The sequence below is a fragment of the Pseudomonas abieticivorans genome (genome assembly GCF_023509015.1).
Taxonomy (GTDB): domain Bacteria; phylum Pseudomonadota; class Gammaproteobacteria; order Pseudomonadales; family Pseudomonadaceae; genus Aquipseudomonas; species Aquipseudomonas abieticivorans.
This window is the reverse complement of record NZ_CP094975.1, coordinates 1,830,851-1,855,191: the sequence shown is the minus strand read 5'-3', so window position 1 is coordinate 1,855,191 and position 24,341 is coordinate 1,830,851. Positions and strand designations below refer to the sequence as shown.

At 63.4% G+C, this 24,341-nt stretch carries 24 protein-coding genes and 2 pseudogenes; 9 read left to right on the top strand and 17 right to left on the bottom strand.

Going from position 1 to position 24,341, the window contains the following annotated elements:
* From L9B60_RS08395 to L9B60_RS08385, 3 genes are read left to right on the top strand one after another with little or no spacing between them, the layout of a single operon-like run.
* Positions 1-888 (top strand): type II secretion system F family protein, encoded by an 888-nt coding sequence (locus L9B60_RS08395; protein WP_249678017.1) that lies wholly within the window; start codon positions 1-3, stop codon positions 886-888.
* Between the two features lie 15 nt (positions 889-903).
* A complete protein-coding gene (locus L9B60_RS08390; RefSeq protein ID WP_249678015.1) occupies positions 904-1,623 on the top strand; it encodes a tetratricopeptide repeat protein in 720 nt (239 codons plus the stop codon).
* 13 nt (positions 1,624-1,636) lie between these two features.
* The gene (locus L9B60_RS08385) at positions 1,637-1,903 is read left to right on the top strand and encodes a DUF3613 domain-containing protein (protein WP_249678012.1); all 267 of its coding nucleotides are present in this window, start codon (positions 1,637-1,639) and stop codon (positions 1,901-1,903) included.
* 6 nt (positions 1,904-1,909) lie between these two features.
* On the opposite strand, the gene L9B60_RS08380 is transcribed toward L9B60_RS08385, so the two are convergent.
* Positions 1,910-2,692 (bottom strand): response regulator transcription factor, encoded by a 783-nt coding sequence (locus tag L9B60_RS08380; protein WP_249678010.1) that lies wholly within the window; start codon positions 2,690-2,692, stop codon positions 1,910-1,912.
* Between the two features lie 136 nt (positions 2,693-2,828).
* Positions 2,829-3,299, bottom strand: coding sequence for an A24 family peptidase (locus L9B60_RS08375; protein WP_249678007.1), 471 nt, complete (start codon positions 3,297-3,299; stop codon positions 2,829-2,831).
* 75 nt (positions 3,300-3,374) lie between these two features.
* Between L9B60_RS08375 and L9B60_RS08370 the strand changes: the two genes are divergently transcribed.
* Both L9B60_RS08370 and L9B60_RS08365 read left to right on the top strand, forming a co-directional pair.
* Complete coding sequence (locus tag L9B60_RS08370) at positions 3,375-3,824, top strand: TadE/TadG family type IV pilus assembly protein (RefSeq protein ID WP_249678005.1); 450 nt, start codon at positions 3,375-3,377, stop codon at positions 3,822-3,824.
* Entirely contained in the window at positions 3,821-6,520 is a 2,700-nt protein-coding gene (locus L9B60_RS08365) for a PAS domain-containing sensor histidine kinase (protein ID WP_249678003.1), read from the top strand. Before L9B60_RS08370 ends, L9B60_RS08365 begins: the two co-directional genes overlap by 4 nt.
* On the opposite strand, the gene L9B60_RS08360 is transcribed toward L9B60_RS08365, so the two are convergent.
* The 9 genes from L9B60_RS08360 to L9B60_RS08320 all read right to left on the bottom strand — a co-directional run bounded on the left by L9B60_RS08360 (position 6,517) and on the right by L9B60_RS08320 (position 14,749).
* The gene (locus L9B60_RS08360; RefSeq protein WP_249678001.1) at positions 6,517-8,406 is read right to left on the bottom strand and encodes a pilus assembly protein TadG-related protein; all 1,890 of its coding nucleotides are present in this window, start codon (positions 8,404-8,406) and stop codon (positions 6,517-6,519) included. The two genes, L9B60_RS08365 and L9B60_RS08360, sit on opposite strands and share 4 nt — an antisense overlap.
* 171 nt (positions 8,407-8,577) lie before the next feature.
* Positions 8,578-9,138: a DUF4136 domain-containing protein gene (locus L9B60_RS08355; RefSeq protein ID WP_249677998.1), complete on the bottom strand. Its 561-nt coding sequence runs from the start codon at positions 9,136-9,138 to the stop codon at positions 8,578-8,580.
* A 22-nt stretch (positions 9,139-9,160) separates the two neighbouring features.
* A complete protein-coding gene (locus L9B60_RS08350; protein WP_249677996.1) occupies positions 9,161-9,760 on the bottom strand; it encodes a DUF4136 domain-containing protein in 600 nt (199 codons plus the stop codon).
* Positions 9,761-9,786: 26 nt separating this feature from the next.
* Entirely contained in the window at positions 9,787-10,539 is a 753-nt protein-coding gene (locus tag L9B60_RS08345; RefSeq protein ID WP_249677994.1) for a methyltransferase domain-containing protein, read from the bottom strand.
* The gene (locus L9B60_RS08340; protein WP_249677992.1) at positions 10,536-10,841 is read right to left on the bottom strand and encodes a nucleotide pyrophosphohydrolase; all 306 of its coding nucleotides are present in this window, start codon (positions 10,839-10,841) and stop codon (positions 10,536-10,538) included. Before L9B60_RS08340 ends, L9B60_RS08345 begins: the two co-directional genes overlap by 4 nt.
* A 166-nt stretch (positions 10,842-11,007) precedes the next feature.
* Positions 11,008-11,580 (bottom strand): LysE family translocator, encoded by a 573-nt coding sequence (locus L9B60_RS08335; RefSeq protein ID WP_249677991.1) that lies wholly within the window; start codon positions 11,578-11,580, stop codon positions 11,008-11,010.
* Positions 11,581-11,633: 53 nt separating this feature from the next.
* On the bottom strand, positions 11,634-12,470 hold the full coding sequence (locus L9B60_RS08330; RefSeq protein ID WP_249677988.1) for an AraC family transcriptional regulator: 837 nt from the start codon (positions 12,468-12,470) through the stop codon (positions 11,634-11,636).
* A 69-nt stretch (positions 12,471-12,539) separates the two neighbouring features.
* Positions 12,540-13,394 carry a MaoC family dehydratase gene (locus tag L9B60_RS08325; protein ID WP_249677986.1) on the bottom strand — a complete coding sequence of 285 codons (855 nt, stop codon included), beginning with the start codon at positions 13,392-13,394 and terminating at the stop codon, positions 12,540-12,542.
* A gap of 2 nt (positions 13,395-13,396) precedes the next feature.
* The gene (locus L9B60_RS08320) at positions 13,397-14,749 is read right to left on the bottom strand and encodes a 3-oxoacyl-ACP reductase (RefSeq protein ID WP_249677985.1); all 1,353 of its coding nucleotides are present in this window, start codon (positions 14,747-14,749) and stop codon (positions 13,397-13,399) included.
* Between the two features lie 118 nt (positions 14,750-14,867).
* Between L9B60_RS08320 and L9B60_RS08315 the strand changes: the two genes are divergently transcribed.
* Entirely contained in the window at positions 14,868-16,145 is a 1,278-nt protein-coding gene (locus L9B60_RS08315; protein WP_249677984.1) for an acetyl-CoA C-acetyltransferase, read from the top strand.
* A 43-nt stretch (positions 16,146-16,188) separates the two neighbouring features.
* On the opposite strand, the pseudogene L9B60_RS30665 reads toward L9B60_RS08315, so the two are convergent.
* Positions 16,189-16,785 (bottom strand): annotated as a pseudogene (locus tag L9B60_RS30665) (methyl-accepting chemotaxis protein); the annotation flags it as partial.
* A 261-nt stretch (positions 16,786-17,046) separates the two neighbouring features.
* Positions 17,047-17,979, bottom strand: a pseudogene (locus L9B60_RS30660) (cache domain-containing protein); the annotation flags it as partial.
* A 573-nt stretch (positions 17,980-18,552) separates the two neighbouring features.
* Here L9B60_RS30660 and L9B60_RS08305 point away from each other — a divergent pair.
* Positions 18,553-19,446, top strand: coding sequence for a PA4780 family RIO1-like protein kinase (locus L9B60_RS08305; RefSeq protein WP_249677981.1), 894 nt, complete (start codon positions 18,553-18,555; stop codon positions 19,444-19,446).
* 4 nt (positions 19,447-19,450) lie between these two features.
* Here L9B60_RS08305 and cueR read toward each other — a convergent pair whose 3' ends face one another.
* The 3 genes from cueR to L9B60_RS08290 form a co-directional block, all read right to left on the bottom strand.
* Positions 19,451-19,852, bottom strand: coding sequence for a Cu(I)-responsive transcriptional regulator (gene cueR / locus L9B60_RS08300; protein ID WP_249677980.1), 402 nt, complete (start codon positions 19,850-19,852; stop codon positions 19,451-19,453).
* Between the two features lie 14 nt (positions 19,853-19,866).
* On the bottom strand, positions 19,867-22,056 hold the full coding sequence (locus L9B60_RS08295; protein WP_249677978.1) for a heavy metal translocating P-type ATPase: 2,190 nt from the start codon (positions 22,054-22,056) through the stop codon (positions 19,867-19,869).
* A 65-nt stretch (positions 22,057-22,121) separates the two neighbouring features.
* Positions 22,122-22,508, bottom strand: a complete 387-nt coding sequence (locus L9B60_RS08290) for a hypothetical protein (protein ID WP_249677977.1) — start codon at positions 22,506-22,508, stop codon at positions 22,122-22,124.
* 147 nt (positions 22,509-22,655) lie between these two features.
* On the opposite strand from L9B60_RS08290, the gene L9B60_RS08285 reads away from it, so the two are divergent.
* Both L9B60_RS08285 and L9B60_RS08280 read left to right on the top strand, forming a co-directional pair.
* Positions 22,656-22,853, top strand: coding sequence for a heavy-metal-associated domain-containing protein (locus tag L9B60_RS08285; RefSeq protein WP_249677975.1), 198 nt, complete (start codon positions 22,656-22,658; stop codon positions 22,851-22,853).
* 86 nt (positions 22,854-22,939) lie between these two features.
* Positions 22,940-24,121, top strand: a complete 1,182-nt coding sequence (locus L9B60_RS08280) for a multidrug effflux MFS transporter (RefSeq protein WP_249677974.1) — start codon at positions 22,940-22,942, stop codon at positions 24,119-24,121.
* Here L9B60_RS08280 and L9B60_RS08275 read toward each other — a convergent pair.
* The gene (locus L9B60_RS08275) at positions 24,118-24,288 is read right to left on the bottom strand and encodes a hypothetical protein (protein WP_249677972.1); all 171 of its coding nucleotides are present in this window, start codon (positions 24,286-24,288) and stop codon (positions 24,118-24,120) included. The two genes, L9B60_RS08280 and L9B60_RS08275, sit on opposite strands and share 4 nt — an antisense overlap.
* Positions 24,289-24,341 lie beyond the last annotated feature (53 nt).

Sequence of the window (24,341 nt, the reverse complement as noted above, 5' to 3'; positions counted from 1 at the left end):
ATGGCCTTGTTGCTGTGCGCACTGTGCTTGCTGATGGCTGCGGGGCTGCTGATATTGGCCCGCCTGCAGACGCGCCGGCGTGAACTGCAAGTGACCCGTCGCTTGCAGGGGCAAATGGTTGCCGATAGCCGTTTGAGTGACTGGATCACCGTGTTGGGCCAAAGCCGCCTGGCCCAGCGCTCGATCAGCCTGGACAGCGAAACCGAGCGGCTACTCAACCGCATTGGTTGGCGCCGGGCCAGCCGTCGTTCGTTGTACGCTGCCCTGCAGATCGGCACGCCCGTGGTGCTGATGGTGTTGGTGCTGCTGGTGCAGGCCCTGTTTTTCAAGCAACTGAGCCAACCCTGGTTGGCGCCTTGCCTGGCACTGGGCATCGGTTACATATTGCCCAAACGCCTATTGGCCATGGCCGCCAAACGCCGTGGCAAACAGATCGCCATCGAGGTTTCCAGTTTCATTCCACTGCTGCGCATCCTCTTCGAGTCAGGCTTGGCGGTGGAGCAGACGTTGCGCGTGTTAAGCAGCGAGGGCGAGCAATTGCTGCCCATCCTCAGCGGCGAGTTGCGCCTGGTGTTGGCGCGTGTGGACTCGGGCCTGGAGCTGGGTGAGGAGTTGGACAAGGCCGCGGCGGTGCTGGATGTGGATGAGTTCAACGACACCTGCGTGATCCTCCGCCAACTGGTGTACCAGGGCGCGGGGGCGATGAAGTCGCTGCTGGCGCTCAAGCAGTTGCTCGATGATCGGCGCCTGACGCGCATGCAGGAATACATCTCCAAGATGTCGGCCAAGATGTCGGTGGTGATGATGGTGTTCCTGTTTCCAGCCTTGTTGATCGTGCTGGCCGGGCCTGGCTTTATCGCCATCGGCCAGGCCTTCAAATCGTTATAAGCCGGAGGGCTGTGTATGAAAGGAGTCATTGCGATGGCCGCCATGCTGATGCTGGCGGGCTGCGCTACCAACGGCAGCACGCCGTGGCAGGCCCTGACCGGGACCCCGGGCGTGTGCCCCAAACCCAGTTCCGAGCAGGAACTGGCACTGAACCTGGCCGGTGACATGGCCAGCGAAGGCCGCCTGCACGCCAGCTTGGCTAACCTCGAAGGCCTGCCCGACAACCTGGTGCAGGTACGCCTGGGCAAGGCGCGGGTGCTGCGCCTGTTGGGGCGCAGTGAAGCCGAACCGCTGTACAAGAGCCTGCTCGGCACCTGCATGGCCGCCGAGGGCGAACACGGCCTGGGCCAGATCGCCGCGGCCAAGGGTGACAACGGCCTGGCCATGAGTCACCTCAAACGTGCGGTGCGGCTGTCGCCCACCGACGAGAAGATCCGCAATGACCTGGGGGTGGTTTACCTCAACCAGTTGCGTGTGGATGACGCTCGATTCGAGTTCCTCACGGCCATGGAGCTCAAGCAGTCGGACAACCTGGCGGCGCTGAACCTGGTGACCCTGTTGATCTATCAGGATAACTGGCAACAGGCGGCGCAACTGGTCAGCCGCGCCAACCTGAGCCCCGAGCAGGTGACAGAGGCACAGGCGCGCGCCGAGCAGCTCAAGCAGCCGCGCGCACCCGCAGCGCCCGCCAAAGGTGCGGTCGCCAGCGTCGCCCAGGCCGCGCTTACCCCCTGATAGGAGCAACCTGATGAACCGAGTGAACTGGATGGCAGGCGGGCTGTTGCTGTTATCGGCCGGGGCTTGGGCAATCGAGCCTGGCCCTTCGTCCAAGCCCCAGCAAGGCACCGAGCAGTGGTTGCAGTTGCAGAGCAGCCAGCGTGCCGCCTCGCGCACCCCGCAGGCGGCCACGGCCACCGAGCGCGAGCTGGCCATGCAGCGCTGGCTGGAAAGTTACCAGCACAAGATTCCTGACTTCTTCGATCAGGCCAAGAGCGGCGGCAAGATCAGCCAGTAAGGCCGGTCAGTGCGCGGTCATGCGCTGGCGCAATCCGGCGTTGGCGGGTGACAGTGCCAGGGCCAGTTGCGTGCGATTGTGCATATGGGTCAGGCGCAGCACTTGAGACACGTAGAGCTTCACGGTGTTCTCGGTGATGCCCAGCTCGCAAGCGATCTGGTAGTTAGTTTGACCCTTGCCCACCAGCCGGGCGACGTCCACCTGGCGCGGGGACAGTGCATCGAACACGGCAGGTATCGGCGGCTCGGCGCCTTCTTCCTCGGCCACGCTGCGGGTGCCTTTTTGCGCGGGGTGGCGGGCGCGGTCCAGGTCCTGGTACAGGTCGTCGATGGACTCGGCCAAAAACTGCAGCTTTTCGTTCAGGTGCCCCAGGTGCTGGTAGTTGCTCTGGCGTTCCAGCAACACGGCTTCCTGACGCTGCAAGCCTTCGAGCAACTCGTTCAGGTCGACGGGTTTTTGGTAGTAATCAGCGAACCCCTCGCGCAGGGCCTTGATCACGTCCTGCTTGTCGGCGCGGCCGGTCAGCATGATGGCTTCGAAGGGGCGGCGCTTGCCGGCAATGCGCTTGAGTTCCTTGACCAATTCCACGCCATCCATTACTGGCATGTGCAAGTCGCACAGCACCAGGCCGATGCTGGCATCTTCGTTGAATCGTTCGATGGCCTTGAGGCTGGCGTGGCACGGAACGCAGCGGTAGCCGTTGCTTTCAAGAAATTCACAGAGCTCTTCGACAATCAGCGGTTGGTCGTCCACGACCAGTACCTTCACATCCGATACTAACTTGTCCACATGTGACTCCCTGTTGGCAAGCCTATGCCTGGCGATGACGCTGGAGGCCCGGAATGTAGGCCTCTCCGTTGTCTGCATGGTTATGAAAGTAGCTGTACTTCCTGACTATGTACATAGAGGGCTGGCGGGCAAGCGACTAGTGGATCCATGCTAGGGCCGTGAGAAAACCGACCAGCAGGAAGGGCGCGAAAGGTGGTTTTTCTGACGCATCGGGGGCCAGGGTTGCGAGGCGTTTCCTAAGTGGTTGACTCAGCAACTTCCACAGCCTGTTTCGGGCCAGCAACCAGAGCAGGCAAAACACCCCGGCACCGACGATGGTGCCCAGCAGGTGCATGCGGTCGGTGGCCAGGGCCAGCGCCCCGAGCAGCTTGACGTCGGCAGCCCCCAGACGACCGGTCATGTAGCCCGGTAGCGTCAGCAGCATGGCAATGGCCAGGGCTTCGCCGCCTTCCTCGACGCTTGCGCCCAGCCAGGTATGGCCGCTGTAGAACAGATAGAACAGTGCGAAGGCCGCACCACCCAAGGTCAATACGTTGGCAATCTGGCGCTGACGAATGTCTTGTTCGGCGCACAGTGCAAACCAGATCAGTAATACAAGGCTAGGCATCCGGTAAAAAACGTCCCTTTTCGGCGAATGATTCTATGCTCAAACACAGTGCTGATTGTCAGGGTAGACGCGATCATGAAAGCAAGCCTCCCCCGTAAGCAAAAAGGTGCCGCCGCGATCGAGTTTGCGGTGGTGTTCATCATCTTTTTCGCGGTGTTTTATGGTGTGGTCAGTTACAGCTTGCCGCTGTTGATGCTGCAGTCATTCAACCAGGCCAGTGCCGAGGCAGTGCGCAACTCCGTTTCACTGGACCCTGCCTCCTTTGCAACGACGGCGCTTTACCAGCAACAGGTCATGACCAACGCCCAGGCCTCTGTGGTCAAACAGTTGAGTTGGTTGCCCCAGGCGTTGAACTTCAGCGCCGCCAACGTTGCGGTAAAGATGCCCGGTAACCTGTTGACGGTGACCATCAATTACCCTGCGACATCGATCAACAACGTTATCCCCTTTCTGAACTTGCCGGGCATTGGCACGGTGCCCAACCTGCCGGCCAACCTCAGTGCCCAATCGAGCCTGCAACTTTGAGCGCCGGTGAAAAGCTGTTCGGCCGCTGGCGGGCACAGCCTGCAGCGTTGATTGCCCCCCTGGAGCAAGCCGCGCCGATCATCGCCACCGGCCTGCAAGTGCTGTTGGACGGCCAGGGCCGGGTGATGCGCATCAGCGGCCCCTCGCGCCACCGCTTGCTGGGTACCGCGCGCCTGGGCGAGCCGCTGCTCAACTACCTGCAACCGGGCAGCCATGTGGTGGTGTCGGGGCAGCCGGCCGACTGGCAAGGGCAAACCCTGGACCTAAATTTCAAGGCGCCGCACGACGGCACCCTGCACACCCGTGGTTGGCTGGTGCCGCAACTGGGGGAGTGGGAGCTGCAACTGTTCGATATCGGCGACCTGTTCCACAACCCCGACCAGCAACGTGCGCGCGACCGGTTGCAGCAATTGGCCCGTGAGGTGGGCGAGCGCATCCGCCGCTGCGGTGCCACGCGCCTGCACGAGGCGGTGGGTGAGCAATTGCAGGCGATGGTGCAGTGTTGCACGCTTGCGGGTGCGGCCTTGGTGCTGCGCGACACGCACTCTGGCCAGTGGCAGATTTTCGCCGATGCCGTGCAACCCGGCGCACCAGCCCTGTGGCCTGCCGACCAGCGCTTGCAGCGCGAACTGGCCGGGCTGGACGGCCACGGCCTGCACCGCAGCGCCGTGTTTGCCGACCTGGACGCGGGCCTGCTGGCCTACCGCGACAGCCAGGGCATCAGTGCGTGGCTGCTGTTGGCGTTCGAGCCAGGCCAGCCGACGCCCCTTGGCGACAGCGACGCCCAACAGCTGCTGACGGCCCTGGCCGAGCCGTTGCTGGCACGCCGTGCCGACCAGTTGCACCGCCATCAATTCGAGCGCCTGGAGGCCCTGCAGGGCTTCATGGGCACGGGGTGGTGGGAGTATTACCCAGAGACGGATGACATCCAGTTGGCCCCCTCGCTGGCCACCGCGCTGGCCGTGAGCGAACAGCGCCTGGCATTGCAGGATTGGCTGGCGCTGATCCACCCGGCCGACCGCGCCGAATTGCACAGCCGCCTGCGCGATGTGCAGCGCGGCCACGAATTGCTGCTCAGCGTGCGCTTGCATGGCAGCAGCGCACTGCAGGCCAACCCGTGGTTCCGGGTACAGGCCCAGGTGCTGGACGGTGATCACGGCCGACGCGTGGTGGGCTTTATGCTCGACATCAGCGACATCAAAAACCAGCAACAACAGGCCGCCGCCGCCCATGCCCGGCTGGACAACGTGATCGCCAGTTCACCGGCAGTGATCTACGTGCAGCGCTACGCCGAGGGGGCACTGCAACCGACCTTTTTCAGCGACAGCTTGCGCCCGCTGCTGGGCTGGAGCCTGGAGGAGTGTCAGCAAGGCGAACTGGCTCAATGGGTTCACCCCGATGATCGCGCCGGCTACTTCCAGCGCACCCGCCAACTGCTGCGCGAAGGCGCCGTGCGCAGCCGCTATCGCCTGCGTGACAAGGCCGGCGAGTACCACTGGCTGCTGGATGAAGCGCGCCTGCTGCGCGACGACCTGGGCATGCCGGTAGAGGCCGTGGGCCTATGGCTGGACGTCACCGAAGCCACCGCCGCCGCCGAACTGGTGCAGCAAAGCGAAGAGCGCTACCGCATCCTGGTCGAGGACTCGCCAGCGATGATCTGCCGCTACCGCCCCGACCTGACCCTGACCTTCGGCAATCGCCCGCTGGCGCGTTACCTGGAAACCGAGGTCAGCGATTTACCCGGTTTGAACCTGGGCAGTTGGCTGTCTGCCGAGCAACGCGAAGCCTTCACCCAGCGCCTGGCCAGCCTGACCCCGGCGCAACCGGTCAGCAGCGCCGAAATCTGCCTGCAACTGCCCGGGCGGGAGAACGCCTGGTGGGTATGGTCGGACCGCGGCGTGTTCGACGAGCGCGGCCAGCTGCTGGAAGTACAGGCCGTGGGCCGCGACAACACTGAAGTGCGGCGGACCCAGCAGCAACTCACCCAGAGCGCGAAAATGGCCACCCTGGGCGAAATGGCCACCGGCCTTGCCCACGAGATCAACCAGCCGCTGAACGTGATGCGCATGGCCATCGTCAACGTGCTCAAACGGCTGAGCAACGGCGACGTGCAAATCGATTACCTGCAAGACAAACTCAACCGCATCGACGCCCAGGTCCAGCGCGCCGCGCGGGTGGTGGACCACATGCGCGTGTTCGGCCGCCGCTCGGAAATCGAGCAGCAATTGTTCAACCCCAAACAGGCCGTGGAGGGCACGCTGTCACTGCTGCACGAAGGCATGAAAGGCAAGGGCGTGGAACTGCGCGTGCCCGACATCACCCTGGAACTGAACGTGCGCGGCCACGTCGACCAACTTGAACAGGTGCTGATCAACCTGATGGTCAACGCCCGCGACGCTTTGCTGTCCAAACGCGAGAAAAACCGTGACTTCGAACCCTGGATACAAGTGCTGGCCGAACACGATGAACGCTCCGTGCGCTTGCTGGTGCAAGACAACGGCGGCGGCATCGACCCGCGGTTGCTGGAGAAAATCTTCGAACCGTTTTTCACCACCAAACCGGTCGGGGTGGGCACCGGGTTGGGGTTGTCGGTGAGCTACGGGATCATCGAGAACATGGGCGGGCGGTTGAGCGTTGGCAATACCGAGGAGGGGGCACGGTTTTGCATCGAGCTGCCGATTGCGTTTGGGGATTAGATGACCAAGGCGGCGCGGCCGGTTTGGCAGGTGAGGTTGGCGCCGACGTCGAAACTGCTCAGGTTAATGCCTAGCAGTGACAATAGGTTATTGAGTATGGGGTCTACCAACGGGCTCAATATCGTACTAATGATTGCTGTCAGCAGGTTGAAAGTGGTGGCGATAAGCCCGGTGACCACGTTCAGAATCAGTCCCACCAGCGAGGCGTTCTGTACGGGGTAACTCTTGATGGTGATCCCAGACAATGTAGTCGCCAAGCTTTGCACGGCATTACTTGGGCTGTTGTAGGTGTAAACCTGCGAGGGAGATTGCCCTACATTGGGTGGCGAAACATAGGTATGGGAAATAGCTGCTTTGGCTAAAAGGTTGCTATTGGCGGTGATACCCAAGCCGCCTCCCGCTGTCGATACCCGTGCACAGGTCGGGCAGGCTTTCATGCCAATGTCTAAAAGCAATACTGGGTTTACCACCGTGACCTGGGTGGATGAGAAGAAATTGTTGGGATCTATCTGGCCTACCATGAAGGTTGCCGCTGAGGTTTCGCCAGTAGCCGTCAGGCTTTTGGTTGTGCCCGAACAAGTGTAGCCGGTGACATAGCTGTCGGCGCTAGCAGCCTTTATACCTATATCAATGGCGGCGCTGGGCAACAGGGCCAGATCTGCAGACATGCAACTACCGATGCCAAGAGGGCAAGTCAGGGCTTTGAGTGCAAGGTTGATCCCCGTAATCAAAGGAGAAATAAGGGCGTTGAGGCCGTCGATCGCTGTCTGGACTGCTGGCAGAGTCACGGAAATAAGCACCTTTGCCTGTGCAGTTTGCACGTAGATCTGCGCAGGGCCATTGGGGTTGCCCACGGCGGAAAATTGAGCAGGCTCGATGATTTTTAGCTGAGTTGTTGCGTTGGCAAGTCCGAGTACATTGACCGGAATAGTCGCAGTGGCGCCGCTTTGCCCATTAGCAAGTTGCACGAACGCCTCGGCCAGTTGGAAAAGCTGCAAATTGGCATCCAAGCCGGAAGAGGTCGTGCCGTTTTGCAACTGAAGGATGTCGCCTAAGGTGACCAGGCTGCTGTTTGCCGAACCCACTTGAAGTGCACCCAAGCTGGTGACAACTGTGGCAGCAGCGCTATTGGTCTTCATGACGTCAATAGCCGCTTGAATAAGCTTCGTTACACTAGTCTGGGTGCCTAATAGCTCGGTGTAATTACCTGCGCTTACACCCAGGTTGACCGCCAACTGATTCATGTAACTCAGCAGGTTTATATTGGTATTGACCAAGCTGTTCCAGCTGACCGCATCAAGGGACACATTGCTGCCCAACAAGCCTGAAAACAATGGATTGAGCAGTGCCGATTTTGTCGTGTCCACGTTCGCCAGGGTGCTTTGAATACTCAACTGCGCCAACGGCGGCCCCGGCAGTGCCGCCACGGCCGTGGCCTGCAAATTCGTGGTCGTCGAAAAGGCCCCGTTAAACAGCGACCACAAACCGGCTGCCACGCTGGTAGCAACACTGTGTGTGACCTTGACCTGAATCGCCTGATTGCTGGAGGCGCTGGCACTGAAGGTTCTGACGGCGTTGGCGCCGGTGACCAAGGTGCCGCAGGCGACGGCCAGCGTGCGGTCGGTGCCCACCACGTGGTTATTGAGTTGGGCGGTGTTGGTGGCGACGCTGAGGGCGCTGGTGCCGCTGCCTGTGCATACCGCGCTCTGGTTGGCAGCGGCCAGGGCGGACATGTCGGCGACCCCTTGCAGCTTGCGCTTTTCCAGGTAGAGCCGGCCGCTGTCCACGCTCAGCAACATGAACAACAGCGCCACGGCCAGGGTGCCGGCCGCCATCAGGCCAATGGCACCACGCTGCCGCCGGGGTACGGTGAATCGCGCCACCATCGAGCACTCCTTGCCAACACTGCGTTCGTCCAGTGATGTCAAAGAGCTTAGCAGCTATGGCCAATCCACCACCCGCGTAGGAGCGGATTGATCCGCGAAAAGTACGACGCGGTGAATCAGGTAAACCGCGTCGTGTTTTTCGCGGATCAATCCGCTCCTACGCAGGGGGCATTACTGCGGAGGATAGGTGGCAAGCACCTTCGCGACCGTCTTCTGGATCGCCGTGCTGCGTTCGGCCGGGCTTGGCGGGTAGCTGTTCATGACTTGCTCGGAGCTGCCGCGCCACACCAACTTACCGTCGTGGCCGTCCAGCAGGTCGACCTGGATAGTCGCTACCTTGTAGTCCACGCTACGGGTTTCGTTGTACGCCGGGCCGCCCGAGTAACCACCCCAATACCCGCCCCAGGCACCGCCGTAGTTGGTGGTGATCTGCTGCTGGCGGTTTTCCACGATCAGGTAGGCTTGCACGCTGACATCACCCTTGCCACCGGCCTGGGCCGGGCGCAGCCCGCGCTGGTCCAGTTGGCTGCCGACCGCTTCACGAATGCGCTGCTCGGTCAGGTCGCTCTTGATGCGCGGGTCGTTGGGGCTGTATTGCAGCGCCGGTTCTTTCCAGCTCCAACTGCGGTACGCCCCGAAATCGCGGCTGGCGTCGAAGTCGTGGTTGACCTGGTTGCTCTCACAGGCGCTGAGCAGCAGGACCGTTGAAAGGATAGCGAGGCGGCGGATCATGACAGCACACTCCGATGACTACTCAACTAGGAGGATACGCCGTTAAGGCCTTTTCCACAGCCTTCCTGATCGCATCCTGGCGCTGGCTTTCGCTGCCGCCACTGTTTGTTTCGGCGCTGGCGTTCCACACCGGCTGGTTGGTCGCGCCATCGAACATATTCAGGCGCACCACCAGCACCTGCACTTCATAGGTGCGCACCACCGGGTAGCTGCCGTAACCGCCGTAGCCCGGGCCATAGGGGCCGTAGCCGCCACCATAGGCGACGTCTTCCTGCACCTGGCGCAGGCGTTTTTCCAGGCGCACGTCAGCGGTCACCATCAAATCACCCGGGCCACCGCGTGCCGGGCGCAGGCCGCGTTGGTCCAGGCCGTTGCTGACGGCTTCGGCGATTTGTGCCGAATCGGCCAAGGCGCTGCCGGGTGGCAGTTGATTGCCGGCCCAGCTCCAACTGCGATAGCGGCCCCAGTCACGCGGCGCTGCAGGGTAGGCGCTGGCGTCGAAGGTTTGCGCCGCCTGCGGTGGCGCAGGTGGCAGCGGGTTGGAGGTGGCCGTGTACGGGTTGGGGCTGGAGCAGGCGGCCAGGGTGCTGCACAGCAGGCAGAAAACAAGACGGCGTGACATGTGATTCTCCACTACGCGAATGGCCTTCAGGCCGGGCGGCAAATCCAGTGCAGATAACGCCCAAGGCCCGCATAGGCCGGGTGGCGTCGGTAAGCCAGCTCCATTTCCAGCAGGTCGGGCAACTCGACCCGGGCCTGGAATTCGACCGGCATGTAATCGTGGAAAACCCGCACGCCGCTCTTGCTTTCGACCTGCCACAGGGCGTCGAGTTGCGTTTGCAATTGGCGCGGGTCCAACGGCATTTGCGGGGTCAGGCTCTGCTTTTCGCCGGCCAGGTTGTCCTGCTTGCGCAGTTTGCGAAAGTGCCCCTTGAGCAGGTTGCGGTACACCAGCGCGTCACGGTTGTAGAAGGCCAGCGACAGCCAACCGCCGGGCTTAGTCAACTGGTGCAGCACCGGCAGGATGGCGTGGGGTTCGGCCAGCCATTCAAGCACGGCGTGGCAGATCACCAGGTCGTAAGGCTGGTGCAACTGGCCCGGCAAGTCCTGCCAGGGCGCCTGGATGAACGTGGCCTGCTGGCCGGCGTCGGCAAAGCGCTGGCGCGCCCCTTCGAGCATGGGCGCGGCGGGTTCGGCCAGGGTCACCTGATGGCCACGCTGCGCCAGCCACAGCGACATGTGGCCCAGCCCAGCCCCGATGTCCAGCACCCGCAAGGGGCGCTCGGGCAGGGCTTCGCTCAGGTCTGCCTGCAACACCGCGAGGCGGATCGCGCCTTTTGCGCCACCGTAGATTTTCTCGGCGAAGCGGGTCGCCAGTTCGTCGAAGTGCCGATCGCTCATTTGGCGAACCGCCGTTCACTGTCGGCCAGTTTGCCGCGCACCACTTCATTCATGTCCAAGCCCAGCTCGCTGCACATCAACAGCAGGTAGAGCACCACATCGCCCACTTCCTGGCCGGCGTGGGCCAGTTCCTCGGCAGACAGGGCGCGCGACTGGTCCTCGGTCTTCCATTGGAAGATCTCGACCAGTTCGGCCATTTCCACGCTGGCGGCCATGGCCAGGTTTTTCGGGCTGTGGAAGCCGCGCCAGTCGTTGTTGTCGCGGATGCGATGCAAGCGCTGGGTCAATTCGTCGAGGTTCATGGGGCTCTCCTGAAGGTGCATAGCTTCAGGCCGAACCCCGGCTTAATCAATAGCGCAGCAGCGGCCGGTTGCGGATTTCATGTCGGTAGGCGCGGATTTATCCGCGAAAAATGCGCCGCGGTATTGCAGGTAGACCGTGGTGGCCTTTTCGCGGATCAATCCGCGCCTACACAATCAGGCTTAGCCAGGCGGAGGCGAGCAGCAGCACCGCCAGCGCGCGGTTTAGCCATTGCAGCGCACGGGGTGAGCGCAACAGTTTGGCCGAGCCCGCCCCCAACACCGCCCAACTCGTCAGGCACGGCAGCGACACCAGGAACATTGCCAGCGCCAGCCAGCGTACTTCCAGGCCCTGGGCACTGAATACGCTGACCACGGCCAGGGCCATCATCCAGGTTTTCGGGTTGACCAGTTGCAGCGCGGCGGCGCCTACCAGCCCCAGGCGGCGCTCATCAGTGGTGTGCAGCGAGGGCGCGGGGCTGCTGTAAATCTTCCACGCCAGCCAGCTCAGCCAGACGATGCCCAAGGTGGTCATCGCCACGTGTACGCCGGGCAGGGTCATCAGCGTGCGGCCGACCCCAGTGCCCACTAAAAACACCAGCAATGCCGCCGCGCCACAGGCGCCCAGCACGATGGGCAGGGCCGCCAGCAGGCCGTAGCGGGCACTGTTGCTGAGGATCAAAATATTGGTGGGCCCCGGGGTGATCGAGGCGACGAAGGCAAACAACACAAAGGCCAGCATGATGGAGCTCCAGCAGTTCAAGGCAGGGCTTCATCTTGGCCAGGGCCGGGGCTTCAGTCTGGAAGCTTTGTGCAGCGCTTGCGGTAGGCCGCAGGCGTCATGCCGTAGGCGCGCATGAACCAGCGGCCCAGGTGGCTTTGGTCGGCAAAGCCCAGGTCGGCCGCCACCTGCACCGGCTGTACGCCACTGGCCAGCAGCCTGCGCGCGCGGGCCAGGCGCAGTTGCACCAGGTAGGCATGGGGCGGCAGGCCAAAGGCGGCCTTGAAGGCGCGGTTCAGGCGAAAGCGATCGACGCCACACACCTGGGCCAACTCATCCATGCCCAAGTCGCGCTGGTAGTGGGCGTGCAGGTATTCACGGGCGCGCAGGGCCACCAGCGGCATGCGTGGGTCGGCCTGGTGGCGGGTGCGCCAGTGCAGGTGGCCGGTCAGGTGCTCCAGCAGGTTGTCCAGCGCACCTTGGCGCACCATGCGCAGGTCCTGGCCGTGCAGCGCGGCGAAGGCAAAGCTGATGGCCTGGGCCAGGCGCGGGTCGTGGAACAGGTTGTGGCTGACGCTCAGTTGGGTGCCTTGCGGGGCCTGTTCGAACAGCCCGGCCATCTCGCGCTCGATCCACTGCGGGTCAAGGTAGAGCATGCGGTAGGTAAAGCCATCGGCATCTGGCGCGGTGCCGTCATGCAGCTCGCCAGGTTCGAGCAGGAACACCTGGCCCGGCGTGCTGTTGTGCCGCGCCCGCCGGCAGTTGAACTGCTGCACGCCTTGCTCGGTGAAGCCCACCAGGTAACTGTCATGCCAGTGGGGGTCGTAGGCATGGCCTTGGAAGTGGGCGCGCAACGTTTCGATGCCGGTGTCACGGTCTTGCGCCAGGTCGATCCAGTTGGACGAGCTCATGTTGCACCTGAACGGGTTTGCCGTTGATTAGCGCTCACCCGCCGAACAAAGTCTAGAACCTTTGTGCAGTCAGGCGACGGGTTGCCAACTGCCCACCATGTGCAGCAGGTCGCCCTTGCCGTGCAAGCTGAACTGCCCGCTGGAGCCGGCAGCGCTGGCCGACAGCACCACTTCGCTGGGCAGGCGCACCGGTTTTTTGAAGTGTACCTGGATCTCCACGTTGGCCGCTGGCAGGTGTTCACGCAGCGCCGCCAGTGCCCGCGCCTCGCTCCACATGCCGTGGGCGATTGCCTGGGGGAAGCCGAACAGTTTGGCGCTCAACGCACTCAAGTGGATGGGGTTGTAGTCGCCGGACGCCTTGGCGTACTGCCGGCCGGTGTCCTTGGCCGCGAACCAGCGCCGCAGCTCGATCATCGGCAGGGGCGCCGCCTCGAGTTCGGCGGGCGGCTCGCCTTCAAGTTTCACGCCCCGGCAGAGCATGGTGCTTTCTTCTTCCCACAGCGGCCCGAGGCCGTCCTCTACCTGGGTCACCAGGCTGAAGGTCGCGCCCTTGCTGTGTGCTTGCAGGTTTTCCACGTGCACGCTGGCACGCACCCGGCCCAGCCCGCCCAAGGGCCTGAGCAGGCGGATGGTGTTGTCCAGGTGCACCAGGCCGAGCAATGGGAAGGGGAAGTCGTGCGCCGTGAGCAACTGCATTTGCAGGGGGAAGGCCATGACATGGGGGTATGTGGGCGGCAGCAGGCTGCTGTCACCCACGTTGCAGACGTTGCGAAAGGTTGCCAAGGACTTGGGGTCGATGCTCAACCAGGCCCGCAGGCCGGTGTGCGGCAACTGGCTGCCGGTGATTTTGCGGCGCAACGCCGCGCGGGTGTACAGCCCGACCATGGACGGCACATCGTCGAGGTTTTGCCATTCGATGCTCATGCTCAGGCCCCCAGTACGCTTTGCCCGCACACCCGCAGCACTTGGCCGTTGACCGTGCCGCTACCCGGTTGCGCCAGCCAGGCCACCGCTTCGGCAACATCCTGTGGCAGGCCGCCCTGGCCCAGCGAGCTCATGCGCCGGCCGGCCTCGCGCAGGGCGAAGGGCATTTGCGCGGTCATATGGGTTTCGATAAAGCCCGGCGCCACGGCGTTGATACTGGCGCCGCGCTCGGCCAGCCGCGGCGCCCAGGCTTCAGCCAGGCCGATGAGGCCAGCCTTGCTGGCGGCATAGTTGGCCTGGCCACGGTTACCGGCGATGCCACTGGTGGAAGACAACAGGATCACCCGGCCGTCGTCCTTCAGCGTGCCACCGTCGAACAGCGCCTGGGTCAATACTTGCGGGGCGTTGAGGTTGACCGCCAACACCGAGTCCCAGTAGTCGGGGGTCATGTTTACCAGGGTCTTGTCGCGGGTGATGCCGGCGTTGTGCACCACGATGTCGATGCCGTCGGGCAATGCGTGGATCAGTTGCGCGGCGGCATCGGCGGCGCAAATATCCAAGTCGATGGTGCGCCCGCCCAGCCGCGCGGCCAGGGCCTCAAGGTCTGCCTTGGCCTGGGGCACGTCGAGCAGGTAAACATCGGCGCCATCGCGGGCCAGGGTTTCGGCGATGGATGCACCAATGCCGCGCGCCGCCCCGGTCACCAGCGCCTTGCGCCCGGCCAGTGGGCGGGTCCAGTCGTGTACGCGGCTGGCGCAGGCGTTCAGGCGCAGCACCTGGCCCGACACGTAGGCGCTTTTAGGCGAAAGGAAAAAACGCAGCGCGCCTTCCAACTGGTCCTCGGCCTCGGGCGCCACGTAGAGCAATTGCAACACGCCGCCATTGCGCAGCTCCTTGGCCAGCGAGCGGCTGAAGCCCTCGAGGGCGCGCTGGGCGATGTGTGCGTTGGGCGACTCAAGGGTTTTGGGGTCGCGGCCCAGAATCACGATATGGGCGCTGTTATCCAGGCTTTTCAGGATCGGCTGGAAGAATTCTCGCAGTTGCTTGAGCGCCAAGGTTTCGCCGATGTCACTGGCATCGAACACCACGGCCTTGAGCTTGGGCCCAAGCCCTGCGACCCAATCAGGCAGGGTGCTGGTTTGGCTGGCAAAACGGTAGGCATCGTCTGTCAGGCGTGGGGCCATTTCGCTGACTTTTTCTGCCAACGGGCCGCCGCCCACCAGCAATGCTCCTTCGATTGGCCGCAGCCGGCCGGCTTGCCAGCGCTCCAGGCGGGCGGGCGTGGGCAGGCCGACCGCGCCAATCAGGCGGCGGCCAATGTCAGAGTTGGCGAAATCGACATAACGATCAGACATGGAACGCTCTCCGGCAGGTGGGGTTCAAAGTGTGGACCATGAATGCCGGTTGGTCGTTCGATTGGCTAATTTACACCTAAGCTGACCGGTAACTGCTTATTCGAAAAGGGAGCTTTCCATGACTCAAGTGCGCCGCGTCGCGATTATCGGCGGCAACCGCATCCCCTTCGCCCGGGCCAACGGCCCCTACGCCAAGGCCAGCAACCAGGCGATGCTGACGGCAGCGCTGGAAGGCCTGATCGAACGGTTCAGCCTGCACGGCCTGTGCATGGGCGAGGTGGCGGCCGGGGCGGTGCTGAAGTTGTCGCGTGACTTCAGCCTGACCCGCGAATGCGTGTTGGGCTCGCGCCTGTCGCCGCAAACGCCGGCCTACGACGTAACCCAGGCTTGTGGCACCGGCCTGGAAGCGGCGTTGCTGGTGGCCAACAAAATTGCCTTGGGCCAGATTGAATGCGGCATTGCCGGCGGCGTGGACACCGCCTCCGATGCACCCATCGCGGTGGATGAAGGCATGCGTCAGATCCTGTTGCAGGCTAACCGCGCCAAAAGCACCGGTGACAAGCTCAAGGCGCTGCTGCAGCTGCGTCCCCATCACTTCAAACCCGAGCTGCCACGCAATGGCGAGCCGCGTACGGGCTTGTCCATGGGCCAGCATTGCGAGCTGATGGCGCAGACCTGGAGCATCGCCCGCCAAGACCAGGACCAATTGGCCCTGCAAAGCCACCTCAACCTGGCGGCGGCTTATGCCGAAGGCTGGCAGGACGACCTGGTAACGCCCTTCCTGGGGCTGACCCGCGACAACAACCTGCGCCCCGACCTGACGCTGGAGAAGCTCGCCATGCTCAAGCCGGCGTTCGAGCGCAGCGCCAAGGGCACACTCACCGCAGGCAACTCGACGCCTTTGACCGATGGCGCCTCGGTGGTGCTGCTGGGCAGCGAGGCCTGGGCCAAGGCGCGCGGCCTGCCGATCCTGGCCTACCTGCGTGACGGTGAAACCGCCGCGGTGGATTTCGTCAAAGGCCACGAGGGCCTGTTGATGGCGCCCGTATACGCGGTGCCGCGGCTGCTGGCGCGCAATGGCCTGACGCTGCAGGATTTTGATTACTACGAGATCCACGAAGCCTTTGCCGCGCAAGTGCTGTGCACGCTCAAGGCCTGGGAAGACCCCGACTATTGCAAGACCCGCCTGGGGCTGGATGCGCCCCTGGGGGCCATCGACCGCAGCAAGCTGAACGTCAAGGGCAGCTCGCTAGGCGCGGGGCATCCTTTTGCGGCGACAGGGGGGCGGATATTGGCCAACCTCGCCAAGCTGCTGGAAGCAGCTGGGCAAGGGCGCGGGCTGATCTCGATCTGTGCGGCGGGGGGGCAGGGGGTTACGGCGATCATCGAGCGCTAAAGGGGCGACTACCGCCGCTCCTATAGCATGGTATGCGGGTTGATCAGGTCTTGAATCGTCGCACCAGCGCGTTCAACTCGTTGGACAACCCCGCCAAGCTCTGCGAATCGCTACGCGCGGTATTTGCCAGTTCAGCCACCAACTGCGCATCGCCATGGATCTGGCTGATGTGCCGGTTGATGTCCTCGGCCACTTGATGTTGCTCTTCGGCGGCCGTGGCGATCTGGGTGTTCATGTCGCGGATCACGTCGACCGACTCGCGGATCTGGCCGAAGCTGGTGCGCGCCTGGCCGATGCGGTTCACCGACTCCTGCGATACGCTCAGGCTGGCGTGCATCTGTTGCGCCACCTGGCTGGTGCGCTTGGCCAGGTTGCCCAGCAGGCCGTCGATTTCCGACGTGGAGTCGGCGGTGCGTTTAGCCAGCGCCCGTACCTCGTCGGCCACCACGGCAAAGCCACGGCCCTGTTCACCGGCTCGGGCCGCTTCGATGGCCGCGTTCAGGGCCAGCAAGTTGGTTTGCTCGGCGATGGAGCGGATGGTCCCCAGGATGGACTGGATATCGTTGCTGTCGCGTTCCAGTTGCTGCATGGACTGCGCCGACTGTTCGATTTCCTGGCTCAACTGATCGACGCTGCTCACTGCCGCGTCGATCTGCTGCTGGCCTTCGCGGGCCTGGCGCTGGCCGCTGTCGGCCGAGTCTGCCGCCTGGCTGCAAGAGCGCGCGACTTCGTTGGCGGTGGCGACCATTTCATGGAACGCCGTGGACACCATGTCCACTGCCTCGCGCTGGCGCCCGGCGGCCTCGGCCATGTCGGCCGACACGCGGGTGGAGCTGTCGGACGAGTCGAGGATCTTGTGGGCGGCGTGGCCGATGTGCTGGATCAGGCTGCGGATGGCGCCCAGGAACTGGTTGAACCAGTTGGCCAGTTGCGCGGTTTCATCGTTGCCGCGCACGGTCAGGCTGTGGGTCAGGTCGCCTTCGCCCTGGGCGATACCTTCCAGGCCGCTGGCCACGCTGCGGATCGGCTTGACGATCAGGTTGGCAAAGCTTGCCCCCACCACCGCGAACACCAAGGCCAGCACGGCCGCCATCCCGGCGATCAACCAGGTCAGCTCGGTGGCGGTGCTCATCACTTCTTGCTGCTTGACCAGGCCGATGAAGTTCCAGCCCAGTTTGTCGGAAGGGAAGACGTTGGCCATGTAGCGCTCGCCATTGAGCTGGACCTCGACCAACCCTTTGCCGGCCTTGCTCAACTGCGCGTAGCCGTCACCCAACTCGCCCAGTTGCTTGAAGTTATGCTCGGGCTGCTTGGGGTCTACCAGCACGGTACCGTTGCGCTCCATCAACATCAGGTAGCCGGTTTCGCCCAACTTGATCTGCTTGACGATTTCGGTGAGCTGCTTGAGCGACACGTCGATGTTTACCACGCCACCCTGGCTGCCCAACTGGTTGGCCACCGCGCGCACGGTGCTCACCAGCACGGCATCGTCGCCGGCCCAGTAATAGGCCTCGGTGCGCAGGGTCTTGCCGGTGTTGGCCATGGCCGTCTTGTACCAAGGGCGCTGGCGTGGGTCGTAGTTGGCCATCTTCGGGTCGCCTGGCCAGAAGGCGTAGCCCCCGGCGCTGGTGCCATAGGACACGTACGAATAAGCCGGGTGGCTGGCGGCCAGGCTGGCGAAAAAGGCGTACAGCTGCTTGTCTTTTTCACCCAGCGGGATGTCTGCGGCATTGGCGCTGATGTAGCTCTTGAGGCTGGCGTCGGCGTCTTTTACCAGCTCGTTGCCGGCCAGGTAGTCGACGTTCTGGCTGATGCCCTCGAAGAACAGCTGCATGGCGTTGTCGACCTGGCGGATCTCGCGGCTGCTGCCGTCGACGAAATTCTCGCGGGCCTCGCTGCGCAGGTTCAGCACGACCAGGGCGGCGACCAGGACAATCGGCAAGCCGGCGATCACCGCGAAGGCCAAGGTCAGTTTCTGTTTGATGTTCATCCGTGCTCCAGACTCTTTCTTGTAGGCAGTCGCCGCCCGGAAGGGGGGGCGATGGGGGCAGTCACTCAAAGCAAAACGACAATGCACACGGCGGCCTGTGCGCAGGCTTTTATCCCGTGCTGGTGCTAGACAGTACGTCGGCAGGAAGGCGAAAAAGTTGAATGAAATATTATGGAATACGGTATGCCAATATCTTGACCAAAGTAAGGTTTGAAATGAATCAATTTCATAAAACGATGGTCAGTCACTCAGTTAACCGCTAAAAGTGCTTTCGGCGTGCTGCCCGTGAGCCAGAAATGGACCGTTGGCACTCCGTTTGCTCCGTAATGGTCGGCATCGCGGTCGTGCTGTGAGAGGATGGCCGCCGATTGAGTGCATTTCGCGTGTTTGGTTACGAAGGACCCAGAATAAAAGCTGATGAAGACTCCAAAACGCATTGAACCCCTGATCGAGGACGGTCTGGTCGACGAGGTGCTGCGCCCACTGATGAGTGGTAAAGAAGCAGCGGTGTATGTAGTGCGCTGTGGCAAAGAGCTGCGTTGCGCGAAAGTCTACAAGGAGGCGAACAAACGAAGTTTCCGCCAGGCGGCCGAGTATCAGGAAGGCCGCAAGGTACGCAATAGCCGGGACGCCCGGGCCATGGCCAAGGGCTCCAAGTTCGGCCGCAAGGAGGCCGAGGACGCGTGGCAGAACGCCGAGGTCGCGGCCCTGTTCCGCCTGGCCAGTGCCGGGGTACGGGTGCCCAAGCCGTTCGATTTCCTCGAAGGCGTGCTGCTGATGGAGTTGGTGTGCGACGAATACGGCGATGCCGCCCCGCGCCTCAACGATGTCTCGCTGGACGCCGACCAGGCCCGTGAGTACCACGAGTTCCTGATCCGTCAGATCGTGCTGATGCTGTGCGCCGGTTTGGTGCACGGCGACTTGTCCGAGTTCAACGTGTTGCTGGGCCCGGAAGGGCCGGTGGTGATCGACTTGCCACAAGCGGTGGATGCGGCGGGCAACAACCACGCGTTCAGCATGCTGGAGCGTGACGTCGGCAACATGGCCAGCTACTTCGGCCAGTTCGCCCCGGAGCTCCGGCAGACCCGCTACGCCAAGGAAATGTGGGCCTTGTACGAAGCCGGCAACCTGCACCCGGCCAGCGTGCTGACCGGCGAGTTTGCCGAGGACGAGGTCGAGGCGGACGTGCACGGCGTGATGCGCGAAATCGAGGCCGCGCGCCTGGACGAAGCGCGCCGCCAGGCCATTCGCGCGGCAGACGAACAGCCGCAGAACAAGGCCGAAGAACCGCCACCACCGTGGTTGCAGTAAGCCCTCAATGACAACCGCCCCCGGATGCCAGGTCCTTCAGGATCGGGCAATCGGGGCGTTCGTCGCCGTTGCAGTGCGACACCAGGTGCTGCAACGTATCGCGCAGCCCGCTCAGTTCCTCGATGCGCCGGTTCAGGTCATCGATGTGCTGGTGGGCGAGCGCCTTGACGTCGGCACTGGCCCGCGCGCGGTCCTGCCACAGCGTCAGCAGTTGCGCCACTTCTTCCAATGAAAACCCCAAGTCCCGCGATCGCTTGATGAACGCCAGGGTGTGCAGGTCATCGTCCTGATACAGGCGGTAGCCGCTGTCGCTGCGATGGGCGGCCTTGAGCAGGCCGATGGACTCGTAATAGCGGATCATCTTGGCGCTCAACCCGCTGTGGCGGGCAGCTTGTCCGATGTTCATGGGGTACTCCTCTTTCATTCGAGGCCTTCGGGCTTCCAGGTTTTGAGCAGCAAGGCGTTGCTGACCACGCTCACGCTCGACAGCGCCATGGCGGCGCCGGCCAGCACCGGGTTGAGCAGGCCGAAGGCGGCCAACGGGATACCGATCAAGTTGTAGACGAAGGCCCAGAACAGGTTCTGGCGGATTTTTGCATAGGTCTTGCGGCAGATCTCCAAGGCAGCCGGCACCAGGCGTGGGTCGCCGCGCATCAAGGTAATGCCGGCGGCCTGCATGGCCACATCGGTGCCACCGCCCATGGCAATGCCGATGTCAGCGGCGGCCAGGGCCGGGGCGTCGTTGATGCCGTCGCCCACCATGGCCACCACCCCGGTGCTTTTCAGGCGGTTGACTGTGGCGGCCTTGTCGGCCGGCAGCACCTGCGCGTAAACGTCGGTGATGCCCAGCGCCTGGGCGACCACGGCGGCGCTGCCTTGGTTGTCACCGGTCAACAGGTGGCTGCTGATATGGCGGGCGTGCAGTTGCTCGATCGCCGCTTGTGCGCCGGGCTTGAGCGTGTCGCCGAAGGCCAGCAGGCCGAGTACCCGTGGTTGCCGGCCCAGCTCGATCAGCCAGGACAGCGTGCGGCCTTCGGCTTCCCAGGCGCTGGCCTGTTGCACCAGCAGCGCACCGTCCAAGCCTTGGTCGTGCAGCAGGCGTTGGTTGCCCAGCGCCAACTCGCGGCCTGCCACGTTGCCCTGGATACCTCGCCCGGTCAGTGACTGGCTGGCTTGTACGGCGGGCACCTCGATCGAGCGCGCTTGGCATTCATCCAGCACGGCCCTGGCCAGTGGGTGTTCGCTGCCCCGCTGCAAGGCGCCGGCAAGCTCCAGCAGTTGGCTTTCGTCGCCCTCTAGCGCCTGCAAATGGGCGATGCGCGGTGCGCCAGAGGTCAGCGTGCCGGTTTTGTCGAACACCACCTGGGTCACCGCATGGGCGCGCTCCAGTGCGTCGGCATCTTTGATCAGGATGCCATGGCGGGCGGCAACGCCGGTGCCGGCCATGATCGCGGTGGGCGTGGCCAGGCCCAAGGCGCAAGGGCAGGCGATGACCAGCACGGCCACTGCGTTGATGATGGCCGTTTCCAGTGGCGCGCCATGCAGCCACCAACCCACCAGCGTAGCCAGGGCCAGCAGCAGCACGGTGGGCACGAATACCTGGCTGACGCGGTCGACCAGTTTCTGGATCGGTGCCTTGGCGGCTTGAGCGTCTTCCACCAGGCGGATGATCCGCGCCAGCACGGTTTCGCTGCCCAGCGCAGAGGTCTTGATCAGCAGGCGCCCCTCGCCATTGATCGCGCCCCCGGTGACCCGGTCGCCCGGTTGTTTGGGCACGGGCAGGCTTTCGCCACTGATCAACGCTTCGTCGGCGTGGCTGCGGCCCTCTATCACGTCGCCGTCCACCGCGATGCGTTCGCCCGGTTTGACCACGATCAGGTCGCCCAGGCGCAGTTGCGCGATGGCCACGTCTTGCTCTACGCCGTCGACCCAGCGCAGGGCGCGCTCCGGGCGCAAGGCTTCAAGGGCACGGATGGCGCTGGCGGTCTGGCGCTTGGCGCGGCTTTCCAGGTATTTGCCCAGCAGCACCAGGGCAATCACCACGGCCGAGGCCTCGAAATACAGGTGCGGCATGTGGCCTGTTGGGGCCCGGGCCCACTCGTAGAGGCTTAGGCCATAACCGGCGCTGGTGCCCAGGGCCACCAACAGGTCCATGTTGCCGGCGCCGGCCCGCACGGCCTTGAAGGCGGCCACATAAAAGCGCGCACCCAGAATGAATTGCACCGGGGTGGCCAAGGCCCATTGCAGCCAGGCAGGCAACATCCAATCCAGCCCGAACGGTTGCACCAGCATCGGTGCGATCAGCGGCAAGGCCAGCAGCAGGGCAAGGGTCAGGTGCAGGCGTTCACGCTTCAGGCGCTGGTGGGCATCGCCCTGGGCCGGCGCCGGGGTGTCGGGCAGGCTGGCCTCGTAGCCCGCCTTGACCACGGCATCAACCAGTAAAGCCGGGTCGACCGGGCTCGACAGTTCGACGTGGGCGCGCTCGCTGGCCAGGTTGACGCTGGCCTGCTTGACGCCCGCCACCTTGTTCAGCGCGCGTTCTACCCGGCCAGCACAGCTGGCGCAGGTCATCCCGCCGATGGGCAGTTCGAGGGAAGTGAGTTGGGACATGTTCGGTCCTCCTTGGCAGAGGACCTTAGAATCAACCTTGCCACCTTGGCAAGGTCAAGCGATTCTCAATAGTTGAGGTCGGCAGGTTTGAGGTACAGGCCCTCTTTGCCGGTGGCGATACGAAATTTTTGCACGTCACCGGCGTGCATGGTGACCTGCGTGGCGTTCGGTGCATTGATGCCGCCGTCGCAGCCCTGCACCTGGCCTGGCAGGGTGCCCAGGCGCACGATGGTCTTGCCTGGCGGCAAGTTGAAGCTGACGGACTGCTCCTGGAACACCCGGCCAACCAGTTGGTCCTGGATATAAACGCCCAGCTCGCACGGCGTGCCGACTTCCAGGCGCTCGCGGGAGATGATCAGAATGCCGTAATCCTGGTTGCCTTCGGCCATGGCCCACTGCGGCAAAGTTGCCAGGCCGAGAATGCCCAGTAGGCGAATGATTGACCAGCCCATGGCGGACGCTCCTGCTGTGAAAATATGAATACCCGCAGCTTGGCCGAGCTGCGCGCAGATTTCCAGCCCGGCAGGTTCACGCAGAACTTGACCTTGCCCCCGTAGCAAGGTTGAAACTGGCTGCACATCGAGTTCAGGAGGTTACTTATGCAACAGTTCAACGTGCAAGGCATGACCTGTGGCCACTGCGTGAAAGCGGTGACCCGCGCCATCCAGGGGCTGGACCCGCAAGCCGTGGTAGAAGTGGATTTGAGCAAGGCGCTGGTACGGGTGCAAAGCGGCTTGGCGAGCGAGGTGATCGAAGCGTCGATCAAGGAAGAAGGCTACGCGGTGGCACCCCTGTAGGCGCAGCGCGGTTTTTATGGAGGTTTTTTTCGGAATCCAGGCCCATGCCGGGTAAACTTGCCTGTCACCTGGGCACTGGATTACCGATGAACCTCAGAAGCATCCTCATTCTTGGCGCCTTGAGCGCTTTCGGCCCGTTGGCCATCGATTTCTACCTGCCGGGCTTCCCGGCCATGGCGCTGGCGTTCGGCACGGACGAGCAGCATATCCAGACCACCCTGGCGGCCTATTTCCTCGGCCTGTCCATCGGACAACTGGCCTATGGGCCGATTGCCGACCGTTTCGGCCGCCGCGTGCCGCTGCTGGTGGGCGTCGGGGTGTTTACCGTGGCGTCCTTTGCCTGCGCCTTCGCGCCCAACCTTGAATGGCTGATCGTCGCGCGCTTTGTCCAGGCCCTGGGCGGTTGTGCCGGGATGGTGCTGTCGCGGGCCATCGTCAGTGACCAGTGCGATGCGGTGCAGTCGGCCAAGGTTTTTTCGCAATTGATGCTGGTGATGGGCCTGGCGCCAATCTTGGCGCCGATGCTTGGCGGGCTGTTGGTCAACACCTGGGGCTGGCAGTGGATCTTCCTGATTCTGACCCTGTTCAGTGCTGGCGCGGCATTGGCGGTGTACCTGGGCCTACCTGAAAGCATGCCGGCCAGCCACCCGCGCCAGCCGCTCAGCGGGGCGCTGGGGCAATACGGCCGGTTGCTCAAGGACCGGGTGTTCCTGGGGCATGCGATGACCGGTGGTATCGCCATGGCCGGGATGTTTGCCTACATCGCCGGTTCGCCATTCGTGTTCATCAAGTTGTACGGTGTGCCCGCGGAGCATTACGGCTGGTTATTTGGCAGCAACGCGGCGGGTTTTATCATCGTCGCGCAAATCAATGCGCGCTTGTTGTCCAAGCGTGGCCCCGCGCATTTGCTGGCGCGCACTGTTTGGATTTACTTGCTGGCGGGGCTGGGCCTGTTGGCCGTGACCAGCCTGCACACCACGGCCTTGTGGCCACTGTTGCTGCCCCTGTTCGTTTGCATCGCAAGCCTGGGCTGCATCATTCCCAATGCCTCGGCGTGCGCGATGAACGGCCAGGGCGCCCGCGCCGGTAGCGCCTCGGCCTTGCTCGGTTGCCTGCAGTTCAGCGTGGCGGCCGCTGCCTCGGCCATGGTCGGAGTGCTGTACGACGGCAGCGCAGTGCCCATGGCGCTGGTGATCAGCGTCTGTGGTGCATTGGCGGTGTCGCTGGCCATGGTGACACGCCGCTGGCAGTTGGCGCGGGGCTTTTAAGCGCGGGCGGTACGGGCGATGACATGGGGCGCCTGCAGGCGCGCTTGCAACGTGGCGATAAAGGCGCGGGCCTCGGCTTCGCTGCGAAAGGTCACCACGTGCTGGTCCATTTGCACCTGCCAGTGGCTGCCCTGGGGTTTCGCCAATTCGTTGAGCAGAATCTTCATGGTCGAGGTCCTCAGGTGAGAAAGTACCCAAGTGTAGACCTGTGACCGGAGAA

Bases quoted from the DNA above. Each gene is read 5' to 3' on its own strand.
- L9B60_RS08385 (WP_249678012.1), top strand. From the start codon at position 1,637: ATGAACCGAGTGAACTGGATGGCAGGCGGGCTGTTGCTGTTATCGGCC.
- L9B60_RS08370 (WP_249678005.1), top strand. From the start codon at position 3,375: ATGAAAGCAAGCCTCCCCCGTAAGCAAAAAGGTGCCGCCGCGATCGAG.
- L9B60_RS08355 (WP_249677998.1), bottom strand. From the start codon at position 9,138: ATGATCCGCCGCCTCGCTATCCTTTCAACGGTCCTGCTGCTCAGCGCC.
- L9B60_RS08340 (WP_249677992.1), bottom strand. From the start codon at position 10,841: ATGAACCTCGACGAATTGACCCAGCGCTTGCATCGCATCCGCGACAAC.
- L9B60_RS08390 (WP_249678015.1), top strand. From the start codon at position 904: ATGAAAGGAGTCATTGCGATGGCCGCCATGCTGATGCTGGCGGGCTGC.
- L9B60_RS08320 (WP_249677985.1), bottom strand. From the start codon at position 14,749: ATGTCTGATCGTTATGTCGATTTCGCCAACTCTGACATTGGCCGCCGC.
- L9B60_RS08330 (WP_249677988.1), bottom strand. From the start codon at position 12,470: ATGAGCTCGTCCAACTGGATCGACCTGGCGCAAGACCGTGACACCGGC.
- L9B60_RS08315 (WP_249677984.1), top strand. From the start codon at position 14,868: ATGACTCAAGTGCGCCGCGTCGCGATTATCGGCGGCAACCGCATCCCC.
- L9B60_RS08350 (WP_249677996.1), bottom strand. From the start codon at position 9,760: ATGTCACGCCGTCTTGTTTTCTGCCTGCTGTGCAGCACCCTGGCCGCC.
- L9B60_RS08395 (WP_249678017.1), top strand. From the start codon at position 1: ATGGCCTTGTTGCTGTGCGCACTGTGCTTGCTGATGGCTGCGGGGCTG.
- L9B60_RS08275 (WP_249677972.1), bottom strand. From the start codon at position 24,288: ATGAAGATTCTGCTCAACGAATTGGCGAAACCCCAGGGCAGCCACTGG.
- L9B60_RS08295 (WP_249677978.1), bottom strand. From the start codon at position 22,056: ATGTCCCAACTCACTTCCCTCGAACTGCCCATCGGCGGGATGACCTGC.
- L9B60_RS08305 (WP_249677981.1), top strand. From the start codon at position 18,553: ATGAAGACTCCAAAACGCATTGAACCCCTGATCGAGGACGGTCTGGTC.
- L9B60_RS08325 (WP_249677986.1), bottom strand. From the start codon at position 13,394: ATGAGCATCGAATGGCAAAACCTCGACGATGTGCCGTCCATGGTCGGG.
- L9B60_RS08285 (WP_249677975.1), top strand. From the start codon at position 22,656: ATGCAACAGTTCAACGTGCAAGGCATGACCTGTGGCCACTGCGTGAAA.
- L9B60_RS08290 (WP_249677977.1), bottom strand. From the start codon at position 22,508: ATGGGCTGGTCAATCATTCGCCTACTGGGCATTCTCGGCCTGGCAACT.
- L9B60_RS08360 (WP_249678001.1), bottom strand. From the start codon at position 8,406: ATGGTGGCGCGATTCACCGTACCCCGGCGGCAGCGTGGTGCCATTGGC.
- L9B60_RS08375 (WP_249678007.1), bottom strand. From the start codon at position 3,299: ATGCCTAGCCTTGTATTACTGATCTGGTTTGCACTGTGCGCCGAACAA.
- cueR (WP_249677980.1), bottom strand. From the start codon at position 19,852: ATGAACATCGGACAAGCTGCCCGCCACAGCGGGTTGAGCGCCAAGATG.
- L9B60_RS08280 (WP_249677974.1), top strand. From the start codon at position 22,940: ATGAACCTCAGAAGCATCCTCATTCTTGGCGCCTTGAGCGCTTTCGGC.
- L9B60_RS08345 (WP_249677994.1), bottom strand. From the start codon at position 10,539: ATGAGCGATCGGCACTTCGACGAACTGGCGACCCGCTTCGCCGAGAAA.
- L9B60_RS08335 (WP_249677991.1), bottom strand. From the start codon at position 11,580: ATGCTGGCCTTTGTGTTGTTTGCCTTCGTCGCCTCGATCACCCCGGGG.